Origin of the sequence: Salinibacterium sp. G-O1 (assembly GCF_030063305.1) — a bacterium.
In the GTDB taxonomy this organism is placed as follows: domain Bacteria; phylum Actinomycetota; class Actinomycetes; order Actinomycetales; family Microbacteriaceae; genus Rhodoglobus.
The window spans coordinates 538,383-562,012 of record NZ_JASISV010000001.1 but is presented as its reverse complement, the minus strand read 5'-3'; the positions used below and the strand labels follow the sequence as shown (position 1 = coordinate 562,012).

Below are 23,630 nucleotides of genomic sequence, written 5' to 3'. Positions count from 1 at the left end.
ACTCATCGATCGGGCGACATCGGAAATCCGACACCGCCCGACCAGCGATGAGTTGTTACCAGCGGTAGTGCGCGAATGCCTTGTTCGACTCGGCCATCTTGTGGGTGTCTTCACGGCGCTTGACTGCCGCTCCGAGACCGTTCGATGCGTCGAGAATCTCGTTGGTGAGGCGCTCGGTCATGGTCTTTTCGCGACGGCCCTTGGCGTAGCTGGTCAACCAGCGAAGCGCGAGGGTATTGGCGCGGTGAGACTTGACCTCGACCGGAACCTGGTACGTCGAGCCACCGACGCGGCGGGACTTGACCTCGAGGGTGGGGCGCACGTTGTCGAGCGCCTTCTTGAGGGTGACAACCGCATCCGCGCCGTTCTTGGCCGAAACGCCTTCGAGTGCGCCGTAAACGATGCGCTCTGCCAGACCCTTCTTGCCGTCGAGCAGGATCTTGTTGACGAGCTGGCTCACGATGGGAGCGCCGTAGACCGGGTCCGCTACTACGGGACGCTTCGGTGCTGGACCTTTACGAGGCATTACTTCTTATCCTTCTTGGCGCCGTACAGGCTGCGGGCCTGCTTGCGGTTCTTGACTGCCTGGGTGTCGAGTGCGCCACGAACGATCTTGTAGCGAACGCCGGGGAGGTCTTTAACACGACCGCCGCGGATGAGCACCATGGAGTGCTCCTGCAGGTTGTGGCCCTCACCTGGAATGTAGGCGGTGACCTCGGTGCCGTTGGAAAGCTTGACGCGGGCGACCTTGCGAAGAGCCGAGTTCGGCTTCTTCGGGGTAGTTGTGTAGACGCGGGTGCAAACGCCGCGCTGCTGCGGGTTGGACTTCAGGGCGGGAGCCTTGGTCTTGACGACCTTTGGCGAACGGCCCTTTCGCACCAACTGCTGAATGGTGGGCACTAAGTAACTCCTTGTTGTTGCTGCACGGTGACAGCGTCTTGATGGTTAGCATTCGCGAGATCGGTTCTTTTCTACAAGAACGCAATCGCGTGAGTTCATCTGGACCCGCTGGCTTCCTGGGAAGGAAATTTGCGGGTATGCCGTGGGGGCCGCTCGAAGAACGAACCCTTGGTGCGAGGCGCATGTGCCTGATCGGTGCCATGAGCACGATTCAGGCGCACGACAAAGCGCACACCTCGAAAAGAATAGTCTCATCCGGGGCGGCGGTCAAATGATTCCGCCGCCGGACCACCCTTTCCCGGCCGCCTGGTGACAGCTCGTGACGCTGCAACCACCGCCGCCGAGAGCACGGCTGCCCCCGGCACGAACGGCCCCAGCGCAAAGTGGAGGGCTGCTGCGGGCATCCACGCAAAATCGCCCCGGGTGATGCTGTAGCCGATGCCCGCCACCAGAAGGGTGGCAACGGTCGTGATCACGGCGGCACCCGCCACGTGTCTCCACGGCTTCGGCCCGGCCGATGCCCTCATCACGAAGACGAAGGTGACGACACAGGCCGCCAGGGCCATCGCGGGCCCCAGCAATGTGCCGGCATCCGGATAGTCGACAACATCGCGGTCGACAATCACGCTCAGGATGCCCCACAGCGCGATGAGCGCCGCGAGGTAGCCGACCGTGGCGAAGACGGCCAGCCCCGCACGAGCGGCTCGCGACGGTGACTCGTTGCTGGTGATCAGACCCGCGCGCGGCGCTCTGCGAGCTCGCGCTCGTACTCCTCACGCCGCACAGCATTGCGCGCCTTGAGGCTGCGTCCGCGGCGGCTGATGAGCGCGCCGAACCAGAGCGACACCTCGCGCGCGAGAAGCGCCGATGCGATAACGAAAGGATTCGACAGCTGCGCGACGAATCGCTCGTTCGCCTCAGAGGGGGTGTTTGAGATCACGCCGGTGATCAGCAGGCCGAAGCCGATCGTGCCGAAGTAGACGACGACCGCAACCAGCACACTGCCGATGATGTACGCCCACCAGGCCCCGCGGTTGACGAGAAGCACCAGCAGAACGAACGCCACAGCAAAGAACAGCATTGGGATGTAGAACTGGGCCTGCGAGAGGAATCCGAAGTCGAATCGACCCGAATTGGCGTACTGAATGACCGCGGTGATGACCGCGAGCAGTGCGCCGAAGATGAGAGCAGACAGCAACGCGATCAGCGTGCCGATCCCCCGGTTGCCGAGCTTGCGTGGCGCGGCAGGCGTCTGCACGTAGACCACTTGCTGGGGCGCGGCGACTGTCGGATCTTCCGTGCGGACGGCGGCCGGGTCATCCGTCGCGACGACGGGCTCGGTCACCGTGGGTCGCGCAACCTCGGGCTCGACAACGCTTGCGCGCGTGACCTCTGGTTCGACCACGGTGGATTCGTCGTCTTCCACGATCAGCTCGTCATGAACGACAACCGTATCCGGCTCGTCCACGATCTCGGCTTCCTGCACGGCGTCGTCGTGGGGTTCACGATATTCCGGGTCACCGTTCGGGTTGTTCGTCCCAGATTCGTGGTTCGTGTCGGTCATCGCTGCTCCTCATGCCTGGCTGCCAGTCGGCGTCCAGTCTAGCGAGGAGGCGCATTGCTGCGCCCCCTTGACTCAGGTGCGGCTTATTCGCTACAACACCGAACCCTTCCTAGGTGGTCGGCTCCCCCTCGGCAGCCGCCTCGGTCTCCACTGCCGCGGGGGCTGTCGGAGTTGGCGGTGGCGATGAGGGGTCAACCAGCACGTACACCAGGCCCGAAATGTTGCCGTCGTAGACATCCGGATTCTCGGGATCCTGTGCGACGGTCAGCGCCGTGACGAGGAACAGCCGCGTGCCAAATTGCAGATCGCTGACGAACTGGATGACCTGCTCGCGTGTTCCGCTCACCGTCAGGTTGATGGGGATGGCGATGAAGTTAGCCTCGGTCACGAGGGGATTGGTTGCCCCGGATGCCGGCGCAGGGATGAATCCCTGGCCGTCACTTGCGCCGAAGAGAGTCAGAACTACGCCGCTTGACGCCTCCAGTCGGTGCAGTTCGCCGAGGAAGGTCGACAGATCATCACCGGCCGGAAGAAGCATCTGAGCGCTCGCCAGCTCAGACTTGAGAGCATCAATCTGCTCAAACTCCACCTTCAGATCGGCCAACGAGGCTTCGTGCAGTTTGTTCTGCACCTCGACGGACGCCTGTTGCGCGATGGACGCATTCAGCTCATCCACCTTCGGAGCAACACCGAGAAACCAGCCGAACGCGAAGATCGCGACGCCGATGGCACCGGCAATGATCATCCAGAATCGATTATTCATGGTCATTCACTCTCGCTGTCGCTGGCATCCGATGCCGTCTGTGCTGTCGCCGCTTCTCTTGCGGCGCGGCCCGCTTCGTCGAACCGAAGCAACAGTGCATCGGTGTTAATGTGCATCGTGATCGTTACCTGGTAGGTCAATGACTCCTCGTCCAACGTCACGGAGCCCGGCGACGCGTCGACGTATCCAGTGAGGGTCGAGAGAGCAACGAGCCACGCTTCAACGTTCGGAAGCGACGTGCTGGTCGCAGTGAAGCGGAGCTCGCCGATACGGTCGCCCTGAAGAGGAACCGACGGCTGAACGAAGTCCACAATCGGTGTCGCCGTCTCAGCAGAGACGTTGGTCACGAGAGTGCCCTCGGGAAGACTGTTCTGGATGTTTACCAGGTAAGACTTCCAGTCGATTTCGGTCGAGGTGCCCACGAGCTGCGCGGCGCTCGCTGCCTCGAGCATGCCCTTGACTCGCAGAACCTCCGAGTATTGGGCTTGTTCCTGCACCAGCTGGTCGGTTCTCGCATTGGCTGCATCAAGCTTGGCATCCTCGACCAGCGCGAGCACAGACACGGCTACGACACTGGCCAGCACGAGAGCTACCGACAACACCACGAGAACACTCGCAGTGCGGCGCATCGCGCGAGCCCGTGCCGCGATTCCCACTTCGGGCGGAAGCAGGTTGGCGTGAGCGGGGCCACCGACGACTAAACGCGCGCTGCTTTGCTTCTTGGCGCTCATGCTGCTGCACCTCCCAATGCAAGCCCGAGCGCGACGTTGAGGCCGGCTTGTGACCCGGCTCCACGTGACGCATCCTTGGCGACGTCGATGTTCCCAAAAGTGTCACCGAGAACCACCGGGATCCTTGCAACTTCAGAAAAGGCGTCTGCCAGCCCCAGAAGCTGTGCCCCTCCGCCGGAGAGAACGACGCCGGCAAAAGGGTCGTTCTGGCGGGAGTTGGCAAAATAGCCCAGGGTGTCTCGCAGGCTGTAGAGCAGAGCGGCAGTAATCTCCCGGATCACGGCGACTGCGGGAGCCTGCTCCGGTGTCGCCGCAGCTCCGGTAAGACCCAGATGACGCTTCAGCGCCTCAGCGTCATCGAGCGATAGATCCAGACGGTCGGCGAGTGCGACGGTCAGGTCGTGGCCGCCGTTCGCGATCGTTCGAACGAACTGGGGCACCCCCCCGGTTGTCACGATGACGTTGGTGGTGCGGGACCCGATCTCAATATGCGCAACGTTTCCGACCAGCCGGGCAGCAGAGGTGAGCCGGGTCAGGGCGAAGGGGATCAGATCCACTCCGATCGGGTTCAACCCCGCGGCCTGCACAGCTTTCACGTTGGCGAGCACGGATTCCTTGATCACGGCGACCAGCAGCCCGTTGACGACGGGACCGGTGTCAGAGGGCGACTCCGAGATGGGATAGAAGTCCAGGATCGCGTCGGCAACGGGCACCGGGAGCATCTCCTGAACGTGAGTCGGCAGCGACTCCCGAATCTCGGCGAGGCTCAATTTGGGCACTGCGAAGTCGCGGACGAGAACCTTGGAGTTTCCCACACCGAGAACGACGTTCTTGCTGCTGAACTTTGCCGTGCTCCATAGCTGTTTGAGTGCTGCTGCCACCGTGTTGACCTCGAGGACCTCACCAGCGTGCACTGCACCATCCGGCAGCGGCATGGTGGAGAAACGCACGACCGAAGGCCGTTTCGAGCCAATACCGGACACCTCCACCGCTCGAATCGCGCCGGAGCCGATATCGACCCCGACTACCTGTGTAATAGCCATCAGTTCCCCCTAGATAATTCCGAATAGTTGCAAATAGGCACCCATGATGACGGTGCCGAAAAAGATTCCCACCCAGGCACCGAGCAGCATCCAGGGCCCGAACGGGATTGCCGTCGTTCGGGATGCGCGCCGCATGAGGATGAGAGCGATCGAGAAGATCCCCCCGAGAAAGAACGCTGCGAAGGCCCCGACCACGAGTTCCTGCCACCCGAGGTACCCCAGAAACAACCCAAGAACACCCGCGAGCTTGACGTCGCCCATTCCCATTCCGCGCGGGTATATCAGCGCAAGGAGGAAGTATGTTCCAAACATCGCTGCGGCGCCGATCGCGGATGACAACAGCGCGGAGTAGTCGGCGGTAAGCAGGCCTGCGGCCGCCAGAAGCACTGCCCCCACGAGATAACTGGGCAACACGATGCTGTTTGGAAGGATGCGGTGATCGAGGTCGATCAATGCCAGCGCCACGGACACTGCCGCGAGATAGAGGAACGCAACCAACAGCACGACGGCCCCGACCTGCTGACTCGTTGTTGCCGGTGCGGCGGCGGGCAGCCAGACAAGCGTGAACCAGGCGGCCACCGCAGCGAAGAACAGCCCTGTTGCCAGCTCCACCAGTGGGTAGCGTCGCGAAATGGGCGCCTGACAGTCGCGGCACCTGCCGCGCAGGATCAGCCAGGACAGCACAGGAACGTTGTCTCGCCGCCGTATCGGCGTTGCACACTGCGGGCACGCGCTCGGCGGAGACACGATCGATTGCCGTGCGGGAACGCGGTACACAACCACGTTGAGGAACGAGCCGATAAGCAGTCCGAATGCGCCGACGAGCGCCACCGTCAGGCTAGCCATCGATGTTCCGCATCGATTCGAGCCCACCCGGCTGAGGCTTGGTCACCTGAGTCGTCACGGTGGCGTTGTCGAAGTCGACCCCCCCTGCACCGACGGGAACGAAGGTGAAGCTCGGGTTGTTCTTGATCTCGCTGTACTTGCCTGCGTAGATCTGGCCGTTCCAGGTGAACCCGTTCTTGCCCTCGAAAGCGCACGGTGTGTAGAGCAGGGCCGAGATCGGCTTGTTCACCTCGAAACCGTTCTTCACCGTGAAGGGTCCCTGACCAGATCCACACGTCGGTGACTTGTCACCCGCCGGCCCGTTGTCTGGAGTGATGAACCAGAGGCGGTAGCTGGCGGAGCTGGCCGACTTGAAAACCAGCGAGTTGACGCCGTCGAAGTCGAACTTGTTCGCAAAGATAACCACGTCGCTCGTGAGCGACACCGTCGTGTTGTTGTTGGCGGAAAGTCCGGACGAGCATCCGAGAGCGTTGATGATGACGGGGTACCCGGAGACCGTGCCGCCAAGATTTCCCGAGCTCAGCGAGCAGCTAGCGTTCATGGCCCTGACCTCGAACGGGAGGCCTAGTGAGGTCTTCCAGTCGCTCGGCTGATAGGTGAGGTTGGTCCAGTCGGGGATGGCCGGAGCAGCCGCACTCTGGGTATAGGTTCCTCCGACCCTCGACCCAGGGGGGTTCGGAGATACCGAACCGGAGGTGAGGTTGCCGTCGATCCGCCCCGATCCGAGAGTGGTGCTGCCGGTGACCACAGCGCTGCCGGTGACCTCGCAGCTTCCCCCGAAGGCGAGGTTGCCCCTGACCATCAGGCTGCCGTTGATCACGCCGTTATTCTTGTCGCAGTTGAGCGTTCCGTTTTTCACCATGAGGCCCGTGTTTCCCCCCTCCGACAGATCGAGGGAGGAGTTGGCCTCGATGACGGCGCCATCGTGCAGATACATTGCGACGCCGCTCGGGGTAACTCCGGGTATCAGGTATTCATAGGTCGCCTGAACTTTGCTGACGTCGCCGGCAGAGTTGCCAGAGACTCCCTTAGCTGCGGCCGTGCCTGTCGAGGTGAGCCGCACCTGAGAAGTCAGAAGGGTGGGGCACCCTGTAACCCATCCAGCTCCGTTATTGCGCTCCACAGCCACGGTGTAGGTTGGCGAACTCGCAGAGACATAGACACCGGGCGTGGGCTGGGCATTGCAGTTGGACGCGGTGTAGAGGGCAGCGCGCACAGCGGAAATGCCCGCGTCTGCGGCAGCCTGCGACTGCACGGAGGCCCGGGAAGATGTGCTGAAGCCCAGCCCGTGCACGACGGAAGACACGATCAGGGTGGTCAGGATGAGCCCCATCGCGAAGACGCCGAGCACGGCGACCAGTGCCGAACCGCGCTCAGATCGTGCGGGAACGAATCGCTCTAGAAACATGACAAACTCCCTGATGCTCCGGCGCGGCTGGTTGCCGAGCTCGTGATGTCGATTGGCCGGTTGGCTCCATCCAGGCCAAGGATGGAGACGGAAAGCCGCTGATTCAGCGCCGTGAAAATCGCGGTTCCCGATACGGGCTGCACGTTCTTGGTCAGCTGCGTCCAGGTCGCGAGTTCAGCGGCGGATGGCGGCAGAATCGCGACGTTGGAGGCGGTGAACCTGACTGATCCGTCCGTCGCTGAGTAGTACCAGGCGTTGCAGCTCCAGGTGAGTGTTGCGCCAGAGCTGGCGCGCCTGGCAACGAGAAACTGATCGTTCCCCGTCGGGCTGGAGAGTTTGAAGTCTGAAGAATTTCTGATGCCAGTGACAACAGACTTGGCTACCAGCTGGCCCGCCGTCGAGTTCCCGGTCATGCTGACGACCGTCTTTGAGACGTTCACGGCGCTGGAGATCATGCCTCCGGCGATGGCAACAACGACGGACAGAAGGATCGCGTAGATCATCACCTCGACGAGGGTGAGGCCTTGTTCGCTTGCGACGACCCGCTTGGTGGCGCTACTCGGAGAAGCCGCGGAATGCTGGTTCATGTTAGAGCTCCGCGATGAAAATGTAGGTCTTCGTCGATGTGATAACGACGTTCGTGTCCAGTCGTGTGACGACGACCGTCACGGCAACCGATGCTGGGTTCTCGGGAGAGGGTGAGCAGGAACCCACTGTGGTCGAGAGCGTGAGTTGAACTGCACGGGCATCGGTCACGTTGTATGTGCCTGGGCTCAGGTCGCTGCAGCGTTTCCAGCTGCGCGCCCGCTCGAGCTCATCGTTTGCAAGTTGAGAGGCAGTGGCCAGCGTCGCGCTGGACGAAGCCTGCTTGAGACCGTTGAGGAGAACGGGAACGAGCGCGGTTGCCAGGGCCGCCAGCAGCAACAGTGCGACCACAATCTCAATGAGCCCAACGCCATCTTCCGAGTGTTGAAGTCGGGGCGCGAGCGGCGATGCGGATTCGCGCGGGTGTGACGTGTTCACTGTGCCTCCCCCCAAGGGTGTTGTGCAAACCTATGTAGCTGGGAAAAAATTGCGGTCTTAAGTGGTGCGGATGGGGTGCCGCTGCTGCGGCACCCCATCCTTGAATCTCTATTGGTTAGGTGCAGGGTGCCTCAACGACGCCGCCCTTGGCGGTGACGCTGAATACCTTGGTGGTGCTGCTCGTGGCCTGGACGCAGAAGCTCGCGCCAGCAGCCGCCGGCGCGGTGCCTACGAATGCGGGACCGGTGGTGATGGCCGCGCCCTTCGTGAAGCCGTAGGTGCCGAGAACGGCATCCGAGAGCGCAGGTGCCGGTCCGGCCGGCTTGTCGGTGAAGTATGCGACAACCGCGATCTTCGAGTTGGCGAGGTCCGACTTGACGCCGGAGTCGGTTGCGCTGTTCTGGACACCGATGTAGATCGGAATGGCGATCGCGGCCAGGATGCCGATGATGATGACGACGACGAGAAGCTCGATGAGGGTGAAGCCCTCTTCGCTCTTGATGCCGGCGCGCCGGTTGGCGATCTCGTTCTTGATTCGTGCGAACATGTTTTTCTCTTTTCCATCTGTCTTATGAATTGGACAGGGCCCCCAAAGTACTTGACCCCCTGAGACAATGGTGGCCCTGTATTTCCGGGGGTGGAATCCCCGGAACAGGGCACATTTGGCGATATATCGACCCCAGTAGAGGGGTGGAACGCACGGTTAAACAACGGATGCGGCCGGCTGAGGAGTCGAATGTGCTCGACTCTCATCCGGCCGCATCCGGCCTGTCAAAGGTTGCTACTCGCCGAGCAGCGTGAAGATGCTGAAGATTGGCAGGTACAGCGCGACGATCATCCCGCCGACCACCACGCCCAGGAACGCGATCATGAGCGGCTCAATCATGGCCGTGAGCTGCTCGGTGGCCGAGTTCACCTCTTCGTCGTAGAAGTCGGCGATCTTGCCCAGCATCTGCTCGAGCGCACCGGCGTCCTCCCCCACCGAGATCATCTGGGTAACCATCGAGGGGAACACCTTTTCCTGCGAGAGAGGCTCGGCAACGGTCCGCCCCTGACGCACCGACTCGGCGACCTTTCGCAACGCTTCTTCCATGACCCAGTTGCCCGAGGTCTCGCCCACGATGTGGAGCACCTGCAGGATGGGAACACCAGCGGCCATCATCGCCGAGAAGTTCCTGGCGAAGCGCCCGATGGCGATCTTTCTGAACAGCTGGCCAAATACCGGGATGCGAAGCTTCAGCGGATCGACAAAGCGCCTGACGCGATCGGTGTTCTTGTTGCGGCTCCACCAGATTGAGAAGATGATCAACGCGATGATGAGCAGTGGCAGGAACCACCACATGATGCTCGACATCCAGACCAGCATCTGGGTGGGGAGGGGAAGCTCGCTCCCGAATCCCTCGAACAGGGTCTTGAAGATCGGAACGATGAAAACGAGCATCGCGATCACAGCAAGGATCGCCATGATGAAAACGATCACCGGATAGGTCAGGGCCGACTTGATGGTTCCCCGCAGCTTGACCTCCGCCTCGAAGTTCTTGGCGACCGAAAGCAGGGCCCCGTCAAGGAATCCGCCAGTCTCACCCGCACGGATCAAACTGATCATGATCGGAGGGAAAACCCGACTGTGCCGTGCCGTCGCATCGGACAGTGACGACCCGGATTCGACCTCGCGCGTGATCGCCGTGAGAATCTTCTTCAGTTCGGGGTTAGCGGTCTGATCGGAGAGGATCGCGAGCGTCCGCAACAGCGAGAGGCCCGACGTGATCATCGTCGCCATCTGCCGGCTCATGACGGCGAGGTCCTTCAGGCCGACCTTCGTGCCAAATGAGCCGAGGTTGATCTCCATCTGGAGTCCAGTGCCAGCCGAGGCTTCCGCGATGGTCAGGGGAGCGATCCCCATGGTGCGCAGTCGGTTGGCGACCGCACCCTGGGTCATGGCGTCAACGCGGCCTTTGACAACCTTGCCGCTGGCATCCCGACCTTTATAGACGAATGTCGCTGTGCCGGCCATGTCAGTTCGCCGTCACAGAGAAGCTGGAGCTGAAGTCGTGTGCGGCAGCCGCCATCTTGGTAGACGCCGAGGAAACACCCGAATCTACGCGGTTGATCAGTCGCTTCAACCCCTCCGGGTCCTGCGCCTTCTCCATCGCGGCGGCATGAGTGATCTTGCCGCGGTCGACCAGGTCGGCGAGGTGCTGATCCATCGAGAGCATTCCCAGGTCTCGACCAGCCTGCAGAGCGGTCGGAATCTGGTAGGTCTTCCCCTCGCGAATGAGGTTGGCGATAGCGGGAGTCGCCACCATCACCTCGGTGGCAACGACTCTGCCCTTGCCGCTGGCCATCTTCACCAGCGTCTGACAGACGACGCCCTGCAGGGTGGATGCCAACTGCGCGCGCACCTGCTCCTGCTGGTGCGGCGGAAAGACGTCGATGACACGGTCGATAGTGGATGCCGCACTCTGCGTATGCAGGGTTGCGAACACGAGGTGACCGGTTTCGGCGGCTGTGAGCGCAACCGAAATCGTTTCGAGGTCTCGGAGCTCACCAATCAGAATGACGTCGGGGTCCTGACGAAGCACGTGCTTGAGTGCCGACGCGAAGCTGTGCGTGTCACTGCCGACCTCGCGCTGATTGATCAGCGAACGCTTGTTGCCGTGCATGAACTCGATGGGGTCTTCCACCGTCACGATGTGGTCGGTTCTGGTGCGATTCACCAAGTCGACCAAGGCGGCCAGGGTCGTGGACTTTCCCGAACCGGTAGGGCCGGTGACGAGCACGAGACCGCGAGCGAGTTCGGCGAAACGTGCCACCGTGTCGGGGATCTTCAAATCTTCGAGCGGCTTGATCTCGGTCGGGATGAGTCGGAACGCGCCACCAATCGTGTCGCGCTGCCGGTAGTAGTTCACCCGGAAACGGGCCTTGTCAGACACCGTGAAAGCGAAGTCGAGTTCGAGCTTCTCCTCAAAAGTGGCTGCCTGAGCCGGGGTAAGCAAGCTCATGAGGGCGTCTGCAACCGTCTCCTTGCTCCACACCGTGGAGTCCGGAAGCGGCTGCAGTGCGCCGTCGATTCGCAGCATGGGCGGCGCATTTGACGACACATGAAGGTCGGACGCCGTCAGCCGCAGGACAGCCCTCAGCGCGTCGATCAGCTGAGGGCTTGCCTCTGGATGCTCGGTGGTTCCAACGTTGATGTCGCCTGAAGGGTCGATGTCGCTTTCCAGCGGCTCCGACGACGAGTGAATCGCCGGAAGGAACGTGCCGCCAAACGCGGTGCTGAGCGGGAGCGTGACAGCTTCCGGCGCGGGTGCGGGCGCGGCCGGTGCGGCAGCCGGTGAGGCTGCGGCGGGTGCGACTGACGGCACGGCCGACAGCACCTCGGTCATTGCGTCCTGGGCGACGGCGGCACGCCGTGACGTCGGAGCAGGTGCCGTCACCGGCGGGGTGGTCGCTGCGGGCGTCACCGCCGCGGCCGCCTGAGGCTGCGCTGCGGGAGCGACTACGCGCGGCGGAGCCATCGCAGACACCGGCGCCGGCGGCGTCGCCATCGCCGGCGGCACTGCCGCTGGTGTTGGTGCTGGTGCCTGTGCTGGTGCCTGTGCGGCGGGCGACGCTGGCTGCGGTGGCTGCGGTGGGAAAATCAGCGGCGCTGACGGCACGTAGGTCGGCGCTGGCGGAGCTGCCACACCCGCGGCTGGTGCCTGCGGCGCCGGAGCACCGAACTGCACTGGCGGCGGCGCCAAGTCGTACGCCGACACCGCGGTCTGTTGCTTGAGCGGCGGAAAGCCTTCGGTCGATTCGCTGCGCACGCGGGTGCGCAGCATGCTCGACTCGTCTGAAATTGGAATCTCGTGCACTTCTCTGGTCATTAGGTCCCCCCGGATCTCGATCGCCAGTATTAGGCGACTACTCGCAAAATTTCTTCAATGGAAGTAAGGCCCATCAGAGCTTTACTCCAGCCGTCGTCCCGCAGCGGAATCATCCCCTGCGAGCGTGCAGTTCGAGCGATGTCGGCCGCAGAGGCGCGATCTACCGCCATCCGCTCGATTTCTTCCGACATCTGCATGACCTCGTGGATGGCGACACGACCGCGGTATCCGGTGCCCGAACAGGTCTGGCAGCCCGTCGGGCGAAACAGCACAGGCACAGGCTGGCTCGGGTCGTAACCGAAACGCAGGTTCGACAACTCGGCAGAGTCGTGCTGATACGGCTGCTTGCACCGGTCACACAGGCGCCGAGCGAGTCGCTGCGCGACAACGCAGTCGATGGCGGACCCCACCAGGAATGGCTCGATGTCCATCTCAATGAGTCGGGTCACCGCGCTCGGGGCGTTGTTGGTGTGAAGAGTCGAGAGCACGAGGTGCCCGGTGAGAGCGGCTTCGATGGCGATCTGGGCCGTCTCGTGGTCACGGATCTCACCAATGAGCACCACGTCGGGGTCGGAACGAAGGATCGACCGCAGCGCACTCGCGAACGTGAGGCCAGCCTTCGTGTTGACCTGAACCTGGTTGATTCCGGGCATCCGGTACTCGACCGGGTCTTCGACGGTGATCACGTTGATCTCCGGCTTCGCAACGGTGTGCAGCGTCGTGTAGAGGGTTGTCGACTTACCGGAACCGGTCGGCCCGGTCACCAGGATCATGCCGTACGGCTTGGTGAACGATGAGCGGTAGCTCTCCATGTTGTGGTCGAGCATCGCCAGATCGCTCAACGCCATGTTCGATTCCGCGTTGTCGAGAATACGCATGACGACCTTTTCGCCCCACACGGTCGGCAGCGTGGCAACGCGGAGGTCAATCTTGCGACCGCCGTGGCTGACCGACATGCGGCCATCCTGCGGCTTGCGGCGCTCGGCGATGTCGATGTCGCTCATGATCTTCAGGCGCGAGATCACGCCATTCTGAATCGACTTTGGTGCGTGCTGCATCTCGTGGAGCACGCCGTCGATGCGGTAGCGGACGGCCAGCTGGCGCTCACCCGGTTCGATGTGGATGTCGGATGCGCGGTCCTGGATGGCCTGGCTGATCAACAGGTTCACGAAGCGCACGATGGGTGCGTCATCCTGTTTCGGCTCCTGCCCGGCGAGCGCGACGTCTGTGCTGACGTTCTCTTCCTCGAGTTCTGAGGTGAGATCGTTCAGCTCACCGTCGGCGCGGTGGAAGCGGTCGATGGCGCTGAGCAGGTCGGAGCGTTCTGCGACAGCGACATGAATCTGCAGCTTCGTGGCCGCACGAACGTCGTCAATGGCGAAGATGTTTCCTGGATCGACCATCGCAAGGGTCAGGGAGCCGGCGCCCATCGCGATCGGCAGCACCTCGTGGCGACGGCACAACGACGACGGAACGAGCGAAACAGCCGAGCGGTCGACCGGGTGCTCGAGCAGCTCAACGAAGGGCAGACCGGCCTGGGCCGCGCGCGCGGAGGCCACCTGATTCTCGGTGAGAACACCCTTCTCAACGAGGGCACGGACAGAGTTCTCCTCTTCACCCCAGCCGTCGGTGAACGAGTCAAGACTTTCGATGGGCATAACTCCACGCAGAATCAGAATCTCCGTTAACGAAGTCATCGACTTTCCCCCAATATTGCTGCATCACGACGCCGCGTCCTCTTCGGGTGAGGCAGCATTCAACGTCGAGTGTCAATGTAACTCGTGGCGTCACCCGCGCGACAGTCCCGTTATCGGGGGGTAGACGCTGTTTTTGACACGACGAAGGGCCCCCGTCGCAGTGACGAGGGCCCTTCGTTGGTGCCACCAGAAGGTGACGCCGAGACTGCCTAGTTGTAGGTTCCCGGGTTGCTGTCATCCGAGCTGAAGCTGTCGAAATCGACGAAGCTCAGGTCGCTCTCGCTGAACACGGACTCATCGTTGAAGATGCGGTTCGGGTAGCGCTCGGCCTTGGCTTCTTCCGTCGCCTCGACAGACACATCGCGGTAGCGCGGGAGGCCCGTGCCTGCCGGGATGAGCTTTCCGATGATGACGTTCTCCTTGAGGCCCATCAGCGGGTCGGACTTGCCCTCCATGGCGGCCTGCGTGAGCACACGCGTGGTCTCCTGGAACGACGCGGCCGACAGCCACGACTCGGTTGCCAGTGACGCCTTGGTGATACCCATGACCTCCTGGCGAGCCGATGCTGTGGACTTGCCCTCGGTGAGAGCAGCGCGGTTCAGCTCGTTGTACTTGAGCCGGTCGACGAGCTCACCGGGCAGAAGTCCGGTGTCACCGTGGTCAACCACGGTCACCTTGCGGAGCATCTGGCGAACGATGACCTCGATGTGCTTGTCGTGAATCGGCACACCCTGCGAGCGGTACACGCCCTGCACGCCATCAACCAGGTGAAGCTGCACGGCACGGACACCCTTGACGCGAAGAACTTCCTTCGGGTCAAGGTTTCCGACGTGAAGCTGCTGGCCCAGGTCGACGTGCTGGCCGTCCTCGATGAGGAGGGTTGCGCGGCGAAGCACCGGGTAGGCAACGGGCTCATCACCATTGTCGGGAGTCAGGATGAGGCGACGAGCGCGATCCGTGTCCTCGATCGTGATGCGACCTGCGGCCTCGGCGATGGGCGAAGCACCCTTGGGCGTACGAGCCTCGAACAGCTCGGTCACGCGGGGAAGACCCTGCGTGATGTCGTCTGCCGAAGCAACACCACCGGTGTGGAAGGTACGCATGGTGAGCTGCGTTCCTGGCTCACCGATCGACTGGGCCGCGATGATACCGACGGCCTCACCGATGTCGACGAGCAGGCCGGTAGCAAGCGAGCGGCCGTAGCAGGCAGCACACACACCGACGACGGACTCGCACGTGAGCACCGAACGCACCTTGATGTTGTGAACGCCAGCCGACACGAGGGTGTCAAGCAGAACGTCTCCAACATCGGCGCCGGCGGCTGCAACGACCTTGCCCTTGGCGTCAACCGCTTCAGCGGCGAGGCTGCGCGCGTAGACCGAGTTCTCGACGTTGCTGTCGAGAATCCACTTTCCAGCGGCATCCTGTGCTGCGATCGGCATGTCGAGACCCTTGGACGTGCCGCAGTCGTCTTCACGGATGATGACATCCTGCGAGACGTCAACGAGTCGACGGGTCAGGTAACCGGAGTCAGCGGTACGAAGCGCAGTGTCGGCCAGACCCTTACGGGCACCGTGAGTCGAGATGAAGTACTCGGCCACGGTCAGGCCCTCCTTGTAGGAGTGCACGATCGGGCGAGGGATGATCTCACCCTTCGGGTTCGACACGAGTCCACGCATACCGGCGATCTGGCGAACCTGCATCCAGTTACCACGAGCACCAGACGACACCATGCGGTTGATGTTGTTGTCTGAGGCGAAGTTGGACTGCATGGCGGTCGCAACTTCTGCGGTCGCCTTGTTCCAGATCTCGATGAGCTCCTGGCGACGCTCGGCGTCGGTCGTGAGTCCCTTGTCGAACTGGTCCTGAACCTTCGCGGCCTGCTTCTCGTAGCCGGCGATGATCTCCGGCTTGTTCGGCGGGGTCACGATGTCGCTCAGCGCCACGGTCACACCTGAGCGGGTGGCCCAGTGGAAACCGGCGTCCTTGATGCGGTCGAGTGCTGCTGCGACCTCCACCTTGGGGTAGCGCTCCGCGAGGTCGTTGACGATCGCTGAGATCTGGCCCTTGTCGGCGACTGCCTCGATGTACGGGTAGTCGGCGGGAAGAGCCTCGTTGAACAGCGCGCGACCAAGGGTCGTGTCCATCAGAACGGTCTTGCCCTGCACGAAGCCCTCAGGGGCCTCGCCCTCGGCGAAGTACACGTTCTCGAGACGGATGCGCACCTTCGAGTTCAGGTTCAGCGAGTGCTGATCGAACGCGAGGATTGCCTCGGCGACGGACGAGAACGCACGGCCCTCACCCTCACCGCCCTCTTTGAGCGTGGTCAGGTGGTGCAGGCCGATGATCATGTCCTGTGTGGGCAGGGTCACCGGTCGGCCATCAGACGGCTTCAGGATGTTGTTGCTCGCGAGCATGAGCACGCGGGCCTCGGCCTGGGCCTCGACCGACAGCGGAAGGTGCACAGCCATCTGGTCACCGTCGAAGTCTGCGTTGAACGCAGCACACACGAGCGGGTGAAGCTGGATGGCCTTGCCCTCGACCAGCTGAGGCTCGAAGGCCTGGATGCCGAGACGGTGAAGCGTTGGTGCGCGGTTGAGCAGCACCGGACGCTCGCGGATGATCTCTTCGAGAACATCCCACACCTGCGGGCGGCTCCTCTCGACCATGCGCTTGGCGCTCTTGATGTTCTGAGCGTGGCTGAGGTCGATGAGGCGCTTGATCACGAACGGCTTGAACAGCTCGAGTGCCATCTGCTTGGGCAGACCACACTGGTGAAGCTTGAGCTGCGGGCCGACGATGATGACCGAACGACCGGAGTAGTCGACGCGCTTTCCGAGCAGGTTCTGGCGGAAACGACCCTGCTTGCCCTTGAGCATGTCGCTCAGTGACTTGAGGGCACGGTTGCCGGTACCTGTGACGGGGCGTCCACGACGACCGTTGTCGAACAGTGCGTCAACGGCCTCCTGCAGCATGCGCTTCTCGTTGTTCACGATGATCTCGGGAGCACCGAGGTCAAGCAGGCGACGGAGGCGGTTGTTGCGGTTGATCACACGACGGTAGAGGTCGTTGAGGTCGGAGGTCGCGAAGCGGCCACCATCCAGTTGCACCATCGGGCGCAGCTCGGGCGGGATGACCGGCACAACTTCGAGCACCATGGCGGCCGGCGAGTTGCCGGTCTGGAGGAAGGAGTTGACCACGCGCAGTCGCTTGATGGCGCGGATCTTCTTCTGGCCCTTGCCATTGGCGATCTGGTCGTGGAGGTCAACGCTCTCGGTGGCCAGGTCGAACGCCTGCAGGCGCTTCTGGATGGCCTCGGCGCCCATGTAGGCCTCGAAGTAGGTTCCGAAACGGTCCTGCAGTTCCTGGAAGACGGAATCCTCAGGCTTGAGGTCACCGACCTTCAGGCTGCGGAAGTCGTCCCAGACGCGCTCGAGCTGGCTGATCTGCTCGTCGAACGACTTGCGGGCCTGGCTCATCTCCTTCTCGGCGCCATCCTTGACGCGACGCTTCTGGTCGCTCTTGGCGCCCTCGGCCTCAAGAGCCGCGAGGTCTTCCTCAAGCTTCGCAAGGCGGTCAGCAATGCGAGTGTCGCGCTGGCCTTCGAGGGTCTTGATCTCGAGACGGATCTCGTTCTCGAGGCCGGGGAGGTCGGAGTGACGACCCTCCTCATCCACCGAGATGATCATGTATGCCGCGAAGTAGATGACCTTCTCGAGGTCTTTCGGCGCCATGTCGAGCAGGTAGCCGAGTCGCGACGGAACACCCTTGAAGTACCAGATGTGCGTTACGGGTGCGGCGAGCTCAATGTGGCCCATGCGCTCACGGCGCACTGAGGACTTGGTGACCTCAACGCCGCAACGCTCGCACACGATTCCCTTGAAGCGGACTCGCTTGTACTTGCCGCACGAGCACTCCCAGTCACGGCTCGGGCCGAAGATCTGCTCTCCGAAGAGACCATCCTTCTCAGGCTTGAGCGTGCGGTAGTTGATCGTTTCTGGCTTCTTGACCTCACCATGTGACCAGCGACGGATGTCGTCGGCGGTAGCGAGACCGATCTTAATTTCGTCAAACGCGTGAACGTCGAGCAATGTATGTCTTCTCTCTTAGGAGCTGCAGTTATGAGTGAGAGGGAGGTTCTAGATCTCGTCGATGGACGAAGACTCGAACCGCGTGGAAATGTTGATGCCCAGCTCTTCCGCAGCGCGGAAGACCTCGTCATCCGTGTCGCGCAGGTTGACGATGGAACCGTCGGCCGAGAGCACCTCGACGTTCAGGCACAGCGACTGCATTTCCTTGATGAGCACCTTGAAGGACTCCGGAATACCCGGCTCCTGGATGTTCTCACCCTTGACGATCGCCTCGTACACCTTCACGCGGCCGAGGATGTCATCCGACTTGATCGTGAGGAGTTCCTGAAGCGCGTACGCGGCACCATATGCCTCAAGCGCCCAGACCTCCATCTCACCGAATCGCTGGCCACCGAACTGAGCCTTACCACCCAGCGGCTGCTGCGTGATCATGGAGTACGGGCCCGTCGAGCGAGCGTGGATCTTGTCGTCCACCAGGTGGTGGAGCTTCAGGATGTACATGTAACCGACCGAGACGGGCTCGGGGAACGGCTCACCGGAGCGACCGTCGAACAGACGGGTCTTTCCGGTGGAGTCGATCAGGCGGTCACCGTCACGCGTGGGCGTCGTCGAGTTGAGCAGACCCTCGATTTCGGTCTCAAGCGCACCGTCGAACACCGGGGTCGCAACCTTGGTGCCTGGAGCCGCGCTGCGAGCGTGGTCGGGAAGCGTCTTGGCCCACTTGGGTGCACCATCAACGTCCCAGCCCTGCTTGGCAACCCAGCCGAGGTGAGTCTCGAGCACCTGACCGAAGTTCATTCGTCCAGGAATACCGAGCGGGTTCAGGATGACGTCGACCGGAGTTCCGTCGGCGAGGAACGGCATGTCCTCGACCGGCAGGATCTTCGAGATAACACCCTTGTTGCCGTGACGACCAGCGAGCTTGTCACCAGCGGTGATCTTGCGCTTCTGGGCGATGTAGACGACAACGCGCTGGTTGACACCCGAGCCGAGCTCGTCATCGTTGTCAGCGTTGAACTCCTTGACAGCGATGATCGTGCCGGCCTCACCGTGCGGAACCTTCAGCGAGGTGTCGCGAACTTCGCGGCTCTTCTCGTTGAAGATGGCGCGCAGCAGGCGCTCCTCGGCGGAAAGCTCGGTCTCACCCTTGGGCGTGACCTTGCCAACGAGGATGTCGCCGGGGCGAACCTCTGCACCGATGCGAATGATGCCACGCTCGTCGAGGTCGGCGAGCAGCTCCGGGCTGACGTTGGGGAGGTCACGGGTGATCTCCTCCTTGCCGAGCTTCGTGTCGCGGGCATCCACTTCGTATTCTTCGATGTGGATTGAGCTGAGCGTGTCGTCCTTCACCAGGTTCTGGCTCAGGATGATCGCGTCCTCGAAGTTGTGACCCTCCCACGGCATGAATGCCACGAGCAGGTTCTTTCCGAGGGCGAGCTCGCCGTTCTCCGTCGCGGGGCCGTCGGCCAGGACTTCGCCCTGCTCGACGCGGTCGCCCGCACTGACGATGACGCGGTTGTTGTAGCTGGTGCCCTGGTTGGAGCGGTCGAACTTGCGCAGGAAGTAATCCTGCGTTCCGCCCTCATCCAGCTGGATGGTGACGACGTCGGCCGAAACCTCGGAGACGACACCGGCCTTGTCGGCGGTGATGACGTCGCCGGCGTCGATGGCTGCGAAGCCCTCCATACCGGTTCCGACGAGCGGGCTTTCGCTGCGCAGCAGCGGGACAGCCTGGCGCTGCATGTTGGCACCCATGAGCGCGCGGTTTGCATCGTCGTGCTCAAGGAACGGGATCAGCGAGGTAGCAACCGACACCATCTGGCGCGGCGACACATCCATGTAGCCGATCTGCTCGGTGGGGATGAGGTCAACCTCGCCACCCTTCTTACGAGCAAGCACGCGAGGCTCAGCGAAGGTCGACGCAGCCGTGAGCGGTGCGTTTGCCTGCGCGACAACGAAGTCATCTTCTTCTGATGCGGTCAGGTAGTCGATGGTCGTGGTGACCGTGCCGCCGACGACACGACGGTACGGAGTCTCGATGAACCCGAACGCGTTGATGCGTGCGAACGATGCGAGCGAACCGATCAGGCCGATGTTCGGGCCTTCCGGGGTCTCGATCGGGCACATGCGGCCGTAGTGCGACGGGTGAACGTCTCGAACCTCGACGCCAGCACGCTCACGGCTAAGACCACCTGGGCCCAGCGCCGAGAGGCGGCGCTTGTGGGTCAGACCCGCGAGCGGGTTGTTCTGGTCCATGAACTGCGAGAGCTGCGAGGTACCGAAGAACTCCTTGATCGCGGCGACGACGGGGCGCACGTTGATCAGGGTCTGCGGGGTGATCGCTTCGATGTCCTGTGTGGTCATGCGCTCGCGAACGACGCGCTCCATACGGGAGAGACCGGTGCGAACCTGGTTCTGGATGAGCTCACCCACGGCGCGGATACGACGGTTGCCGAAGTGGTCGATGTCGTCAATGTCGAGACGGACATCCACCTTCTTGCCATCGCGCAGACCCTTGATGGTCGACAGCGCGTTGTCGTGAACGGTTACGTAGCTCGACGACGAGTCATGCAGGGCGACCATGTACTTGATCGTCGCGATGATGTCTTCGATGGTGAGCACCGACTGCTTGATGTCGGTGTCGAGACCGAGCTTGCGGTTGATCTTGTAACGACCAACCTTCGCCAGGTCGTAGCGCTTCGAGTTGAAGTAGAAGTTGTCGAGAAGCGCGCGTGCAGCCTCGGCAGCAACCTGCTCTCCGGGACGGAGCTTGCGGTAGATGTCTTTGAGCGCCTCTTCTTTGGTGAGGATGTTGTCTTTCTCGAGCGTGAGCTCGATCGACGGGAAGCCCTTGAACTCCTCGAGGATCTGCTCGCTCGTCAGGCCGAGGGCCTTCAGGAAGACGGTGACGCTCTGCTTGCGCTTGCGGTCGATGCGAACGCCGACCTGGTCGCGCTTGTCGATCTCGAACTCGAGCCATGCACCACGGCTCGGGATGATGCGAGCGGAGTAGATGTCCTTGTCGGACAGCTTCTCGGGGGTGCGGTCGAAGTACACACCGGGGGAACGCACGAGCTGAGACACGACGACACGCTCGGTGCCGTTGATGATGAACGTGCCCTTCTCCGTCATCAACGGGAAGTCGCCCATGAAGACCGTCTGGGTCTTGATCTCACCGGTGAGGTGGTTCATGAACTCGGCGTTCACATAGAGAGGAGCGGCGAAAGTCTTTCCGCGCTCCTTGCACTCGTCGATCGTGTACTTGGGCTCTTCGAGCTCAGGACCCGTGAACGAGAGCTGCATGGTTTCGCCGAGGTCTTCGATCGGAGAGATCTCCTCGAAGATCTCATCCAGTCCGCTGCGCGAAGGGAGGTCGGTGCGCCCCTGGGCGACACCGTCCGTAACGCGCTGCTTCCAGATCTCGTTGCCAACCAGCCAGTCGAAGCTCTCGGTCTGCAATGCAAGCAGATCCGGAACCGTCAACGTGTCGGTGATCTTGGCGAAAGAAAGCCGCGATGCTGCACGGCCGTTCTTGGGGGACTTACTGGTGGATGCGTTTTTCGCAGCAGCCAAGGAAATAACCTCCGTGGACCCCGTCGGGCCCTAATGTCGGAAACCCGACGGTCGGTAATGAAATGCTCACCAAAATCAAGGAACGATTTACCCCGCCGCTATACTCGGGGCACGCCAGCTGTCCGCAATATGACGGCATGGTTTTGATTGGGAGCGCAAGGATCAACTATAGGACGATCTGACACGCCTGCGCAAGTTGAATCTTGACCTGATTCTGGGAATGGACTATAAGAGTGGCAAGTTGGCGTGAACTGGCACCCGAGGTGCGAGCGGAGCGAGCCATCCGGATCATCCTTGTCGGCTCAGAATCGAGCGGCAAGACCACGCTCGCCGCTTCCCTCGCCGCCCACTACCAGTCGCGCGGCGACGTGTGGCAGCACACCATCTGGGTGCCCGAGTACGGCCGCGAGTACACCCGGATGCTGCTCGCCAGGCAGGGCGTGATCGAGAACGACCCTGACGCGCCCGTGCACTCCGCAGAGTGGACCGCCGAAGACTTCGCCAACATCGCCGAGGAGCAGCAACGCCTTGAGGATGCCGCGGCTGCCGCCGGCTCACCCGTGCTGTTGTGCGACACCGACGCTTTCGCGACCCGCCTGTGGGAACGCCGCTACCTCGGCGACGCCTCGACCGCAGCCTTCGATGCCGTGCCCGAGCTTCCTCAGCGGGGGCTATACATCATCAGCGACATCGAGGGGGTGCCGTTCGAGCAGGACGGCATCCGTGACGGGGAGGACTACCGCGAGGCCATGCAGCGCTGGTTCGAGGAAGAGCTGACCGTGCGCGACCAGCCGTGGGCGCTCGTGGGCGGCGACGCGGAGCAGCGACTTGCGGCGAGCATCCAACTCGTCGACGAGGTGCTGTGGGCGCACTTCGGCGGACTCCCGGACGACACCGACGCCTGACGCGCTCGGCTGGCGCGGGTTCGTCCCGTGCCCGTGGCCTCCCGCGCCATTCTCCCCCCAAATGAAGGAGATTTCTGCCGCAGGAGGCGTTTCGTGCGGCATGGGGGCGCCGCATCCGGATTTCTCCTTCATTTGGTGGGGAGGCGAGAGACGGGATGCGCTCGGCAACGCGCGCGGATGCCTCAGGCGCGGGCGTCGCGCTTTCGGACCGCCATCGCGGCGAGCGCCTCCCAGATCAGGCCGTGGGCGTTGTTGACCGTGATGTCGGCGTGGTCGTAGGCGGGCGCGACCTCCATGACGTCGAAACCGACGACATCCAGCTCGAGCACGATCTGGCGGATCATGCGCAGCAGATCGACCGGCGCGAGACCACCCGGCGCCGGGGTGCCCGTTGCCGGCGCGAAGCCGGGGTCGAGCACGTCGATGTCGATCGACACGTACACCTTGTCTGCGCGTTCCCGGGCGGCAGCGATCACGTCGGTCATGACGGCCTTCGCCCCGCGCTCCCAAATCTCCTGCATCATGAAATGCTTCAGGCCGTTGTCGCGCATCCACTTCTGGTCTTCCTCGCCGGGCCAGTAGCCACGGAGGCCAACCTGCAGGAAGTGTGTGCCGGGGATCGCACCGGACTCGATGAGCCGACGCATCGGGGTGCCATGGCTGGCCAGGTTGCCCTCGAGGATGTTCGCGGTGTCTGCGTGCGCATCGAAGTGGATCATCACCACATTGCCGAAGCCGTGGTGCTCGGCCACCGCGGTCGCTGCCGGCCAGGTGATCGAGTGATCGCCGCCGATAACGAACGGCACGATGCCGCGGCTGGCGACGTCGTTGACGCGCTCGTAGATCGCGGCCTTCGACAGCTCCCACATGCCGTGGCTGGTCACGGCGTCGCCGTAGTCGACAACCTCGAGGTGGTCGAACATCTCCACCTGCAGGTCAAGGTGATAGGTGCCGGGGTCGTACGCATTCGCGCGAAGCGCCCGCGGACCGAAGCGTGCGCCCGGCCGGTTCGTGGTGCTGTCGTCCCACGGTGCGCCCACGATCGCGACATCCGGCTTCCACTCGTCCAGCTGCGACGGCTCCGTCAGCAGCGGCCGCATACCGAAGGTCGCGGGGCCGACGTAGGACTGAGCATCCAGCTGACGGCGCATGTTTTCGGGGATGTGACGGATCGGCTCGCTCATGATGACACCGTAGCGCGACGGCGGGCGGGTACC

19 protein-coding genes are annotated in these 23,630 nt (G+C 62.6%); 1 reads left to right on the top strand and 18 read right to left on the bottom strand.

Annotated features, from left to right (window positions below):
* Positions 1-55 precede the first annotated feature (55 nt).
* The 17 genes from rpsG to rpoB all read right to left on the bottom strand — a co-directional run bounded on the left by rpsG (position 56) and on the right by rpoB (position 21,508).
* Positions 56-526 (bottom strand): 30S ribosomal protein S7, encoded by a 471-nt coding sequence (rpsG, locus tag QMG83_RS02750; protein WP_097060155.1) that lies wholly within the window; start codon positions 524-526, stop codon positions 56-58.
* Positions 526-900 carry a 30S ribosomal protein S12 gene (rpsL, locus tag QMG83_RS02745; protein ID WP_097060154.1) on the bottom strand — a complete coding sequence of 125 codons (375 nt, stop codon included), beginning with the start codon at positions 898-900 and terminating at the stop codon, positions 526-528. The genes rpsG and rpsL overlap by 1 nt, the downstream gene beginning before the upstream one ends.
* Before the next feature lie 251 nt (positions 901-1,151).
* Positions 1,152-1,589 carry a DUF6121 family protein gene (locus tag QMG83_RS02740; RefSeq protein ID WP_283504510.1) on the bottom strand — a complete coding sequence of 146 codons (438 nt, stop codon included), beginning with the start codon at positions 1,587-1,589 and terminating at the stop codon, positions 1,152-1,154.
* A 41-nt stretch (positions 1,590-1,630) separates the two neighbouring features.
* Complete coding sequence (locus QMG83_RS02735; RefSeq protein ID WP_283503833.1) at positions 1,631-2,464, bottom strand: hypothetical protein; 834 nt, start codon at positions 2,462-2,464, stop codon at positions 1,631-1,633.
* A gap of 109 nt (positions 2,465-2,573) precedes the next feature.
* Entirely contained in the window at positions 2,574-3,227 is a 654-nt protein-coding gene (locus QMG83_RS02730) for a type IV pilus inner membrane component PilO (protein ID WP_283503832.1), read from the bottom strand.
* A gap of 2 nt (positions 3,228-3,229) precedes the next feature.
* A complete protein-coding gene (locus QMG83_RS02725) occupies positions 3,230-3,958 on the bottom strand; it encodes a hypothetical protein (protein WP_283503831.1) in 729 nt (242 codons plus the stop codon).
* A complete protein-coding gene (pilM, locus tag QMG83_RS02720) occupies positions 3,955-5,001 on the bottom strand; it encodes a type IV pilus assembly protein PilM (RefSeq protein ID WP_283503830.1) in 1,047 nt (348 codons plus the stop codon). The genes QMG83_RS02725 and pilM overlap by 4 nt, the downstream gene beginning before the upstream one ends.
* 9 nt (positions 5,002-5,010) lie before the next feature.
* Entirely contained in the window at positions 5,011-5,847 is an 837-nt protein-coding gene (locus QMG83_RS02715) for a prepilin peptidase (RefSeq protein WP_283503829.1), read from the bottom strand.
* Positions 5,840-7,255 (bottom strand): hypothetical protein, encoded by a 1,416-nt coding sequence (locus tag QMG83_RS02710; protein ID WP_283503828.1) that lies wholly within the window; start codon positions 7,253-7,255, stop codon positions 5,840-5,842. Before QMG83_RS02710 ends, QMG83_RS02715 begins: the two co-directional genes overlap by 8 nt.
* Positions 7,246-7,842 carry a prepilin-type N-terminal cleavage/methylation domain-containing protein gene (locus QMG83_RS02705; protein ID WP_283503827.1) on the bottom strand — a complete coding sequence of 199 codons (597 nt, stop codon included), beginning with the start codon at positions 7,840-7,842 and terminating at the stop codon, positions 7,246-7,248. Before QMG83_RS02705 ends, QMG83_RS02710 begins: the two co-directional genes overlap by 10 nt.
* Position 7,843: 1 nt before the next feature.
* A complete protein-coding gene (locus QMG83_RS02700; RefSeq protein ID WP_283503826.1) occupies positions 7,844-8,278 on the bottom strand; it encodes a hypothetical protein in 435 nt (144 codons plus the stop codon).
* 115 nt (positions 8,279-8,393) lie between these two features.
* Positions 8,394-8,825 (bottom strand): type II secretion system protein, encoded by a 432-nt coding sequence (locus QMG83_RS02695; RefSeq protein WP_283503825.1) that lies wholly within the window; start codon positions 8,823-8,825, stop codon positions 8,394-8,396.
* Positions 8,826-9,059: 234 nt separating this feature from the next.
* The gene (locus tag QMG83_RS02690) at positions 9,060-10,292 is read right to left on the bottom strand and encodes a type II secretion system F family protein (RefSeq protein ID WP_283503824.1); all 1,233 of its coding nucleotides are present in this window, start codon (positions 10,290-10,292) and stop codon (positions 9,060-9,062) included.
* Between the two features lies 1 nt (position 10,293).
* Complete coding sequence (locus QMG83_RS02685; RefSeq protein WP_283503823.1) at positions 10,294-12,147, bottom strand: type IV pilus twitching motility protein PilT; 1,854 nt, start codon at positions 12,145-12,147, stop codon at positions 10,294-10,296.
* Positions 12,148-12,176: 29 nt separating this feature from the next.
* Positions 12,177-13,844 carry a GspE/PulE family protein gene (locus QMG83_RS02680; protein ID WP_283503822.1) on the bottom strand — a complete coding sequence of 556 codons (1,668 nt, stop codon included), beginning with the start codon at positions 13,842-13,844 and terminating at the stop codon, positions 12,177-12,179.
* Between the two features lie 209 nt (positions 13,845-14,053).
* On the bottom strand, positions 14,054-17,935 hold the full coding sequence (locus QMG83_RS02675) for a DNA-directed RNA polymerase subunit beta' (protein ID WP_283503821.1): 3,882 nt from the start codon (positions 17,933-17,935) through the stop codon (positions 14,054-14,056).
* 48 nt (positions 17,936-17,983) lie between these two features.
* The gene (gene rpoB, locus QMG83_RS02670; protein WP_283503820.1) at positions 17,984-21,508 is read right to left on the bottom strand and encodes a DNA-directed RNA polymerase subunit beta; all 3,525 of its coding nucleotides are present in this window, start codon (positions 21,506-21,508) and stop codon (positions 17,984-17,986) included.
* Between the two features lie 233 nt (positions 21,509-21,741).
* Between rpoB and QMG83_RS02665 the strand changes: the two genes are divergently transcribed.
* Entirely contained in the window at positions 21,742-22,413 is a 672-nt protein-coding gene (locus tag QMG83_RS02665; protein WP_283503819.1) for an AAA family ATPase, read from the top strand.
* 182 nt (positions 22,414-22,595) lie between these two features.
* Here QMG83_RS02665 and speB read toward each other — a convergent pair whose 3' ends face one another.
* Positions 22,596-23,597, bottom strand: a complete 1,002-nt coding sequence (gene speB, locus QMG83_RS02660; RefSeq protein ID WP_283503818.1) for an agmatinase — start codon at positions 23,595-23,597, stop codon at positions 22,596-22,598.
* Between the last annotated feature and the right edge of the window lie 33 nt (positions 23,598-23,630).

Excerpts from the sequence above, each read along its gene's own strand:
- rpsG (WP_097060155.1), bottom strand. The coding sequence starts at position 526 with ATGCCTCGTAAAGGTCCAGCACCGAAGCGTCCCGTAGTAGCGGACCCG.
- QMG83_RS02735 (WP_283503833.1), bottom strand. The coding sequence starts at position 2,464 with ATGACCGACACGAACCACGAATCTGGGACGAACAACCCGAACGGTGAC.
- QMG83_RS02730 (WP_283503832.1), bottom strand. The coding sequence starts at position 3,227 with ATGAATAATCGATTCTGGATGATCATTGCCGGTGCCATCGGCGTCGCG.
- QMG83_RS02725 (WP_283503831.1), bottom strand. The coding sequence starts at position 3,958 with ATGAGCGCCAAGAAGCAAAGCAGCGCGCGTTTAGTCGTCGGTGGCCCC.
- pilM (WP_283503830.1), bottom strand. The coding sequence starts at position 5,001 with ATGGCTATTACACAGGTAGTCGGGGTCGATATCGGCTCCGGCGCGATT.
- QMG83_RS02715 (WP_283503829.1), bottom strand. The coding sequence starts at position 5,847 with ATGGCTAGCCTGACGGTGGCGCTCGTCGGCGCATTCGGACTGCTTATC.
- QMG83_RS02710 (WP_283503828.1), bottom strand. The coding sequence starts at position 7,255 with ATGTTTCTAGAGCGATTCGTTCCCGCACGATCTGAGCGCGGTTCGGCA.
- QMG83_RS02705 (WP_283503827.1), bottom strand. The coding sequence starts at position 7,842 with ATGAACCAGCATTCCGCGGCTTCTCCGAGTAGCGCCACCAAGCGGGTC.
- QMG83_RS02695 (WP_283503825.1), bottom strand. The coding sequence starts at position 8,825 with ATGTTCGCACGAATCAAGAACGAGATCGCCAACCGGCGCGCCGGCATC.
- QMG83_RS02690 (WP_283503824.1), bottom strand. The coding sequence starts at position 10,292 with ATGGCCGGCACAGCGACATTCGTCTATAAAGGTCGGGATGCCAGCGGC.
- QMG83_RS02685 (WP_283503823.1), bottom strand. The coding sequence starts at position 12,147 with ATGACCAGAGAAGTGCACGAGATTCCAATTTCAGACGAGTCGAGCATG.
- QMG83_RS02680 (WP_283503822.1), bottom strand. The coding sequence starts at position 13,844 with ATGACTTCGTTAACGGAGATTCTGATTCTGCGTGGAGTTATGCCCATC.
- speB (WP_283503818.1), bottom strand. The coding sequence starts at position 23,597 with ATGAGCGAGCCGATCCGTCACATCCCCGAAAACATGCGCCGTCAGCTG.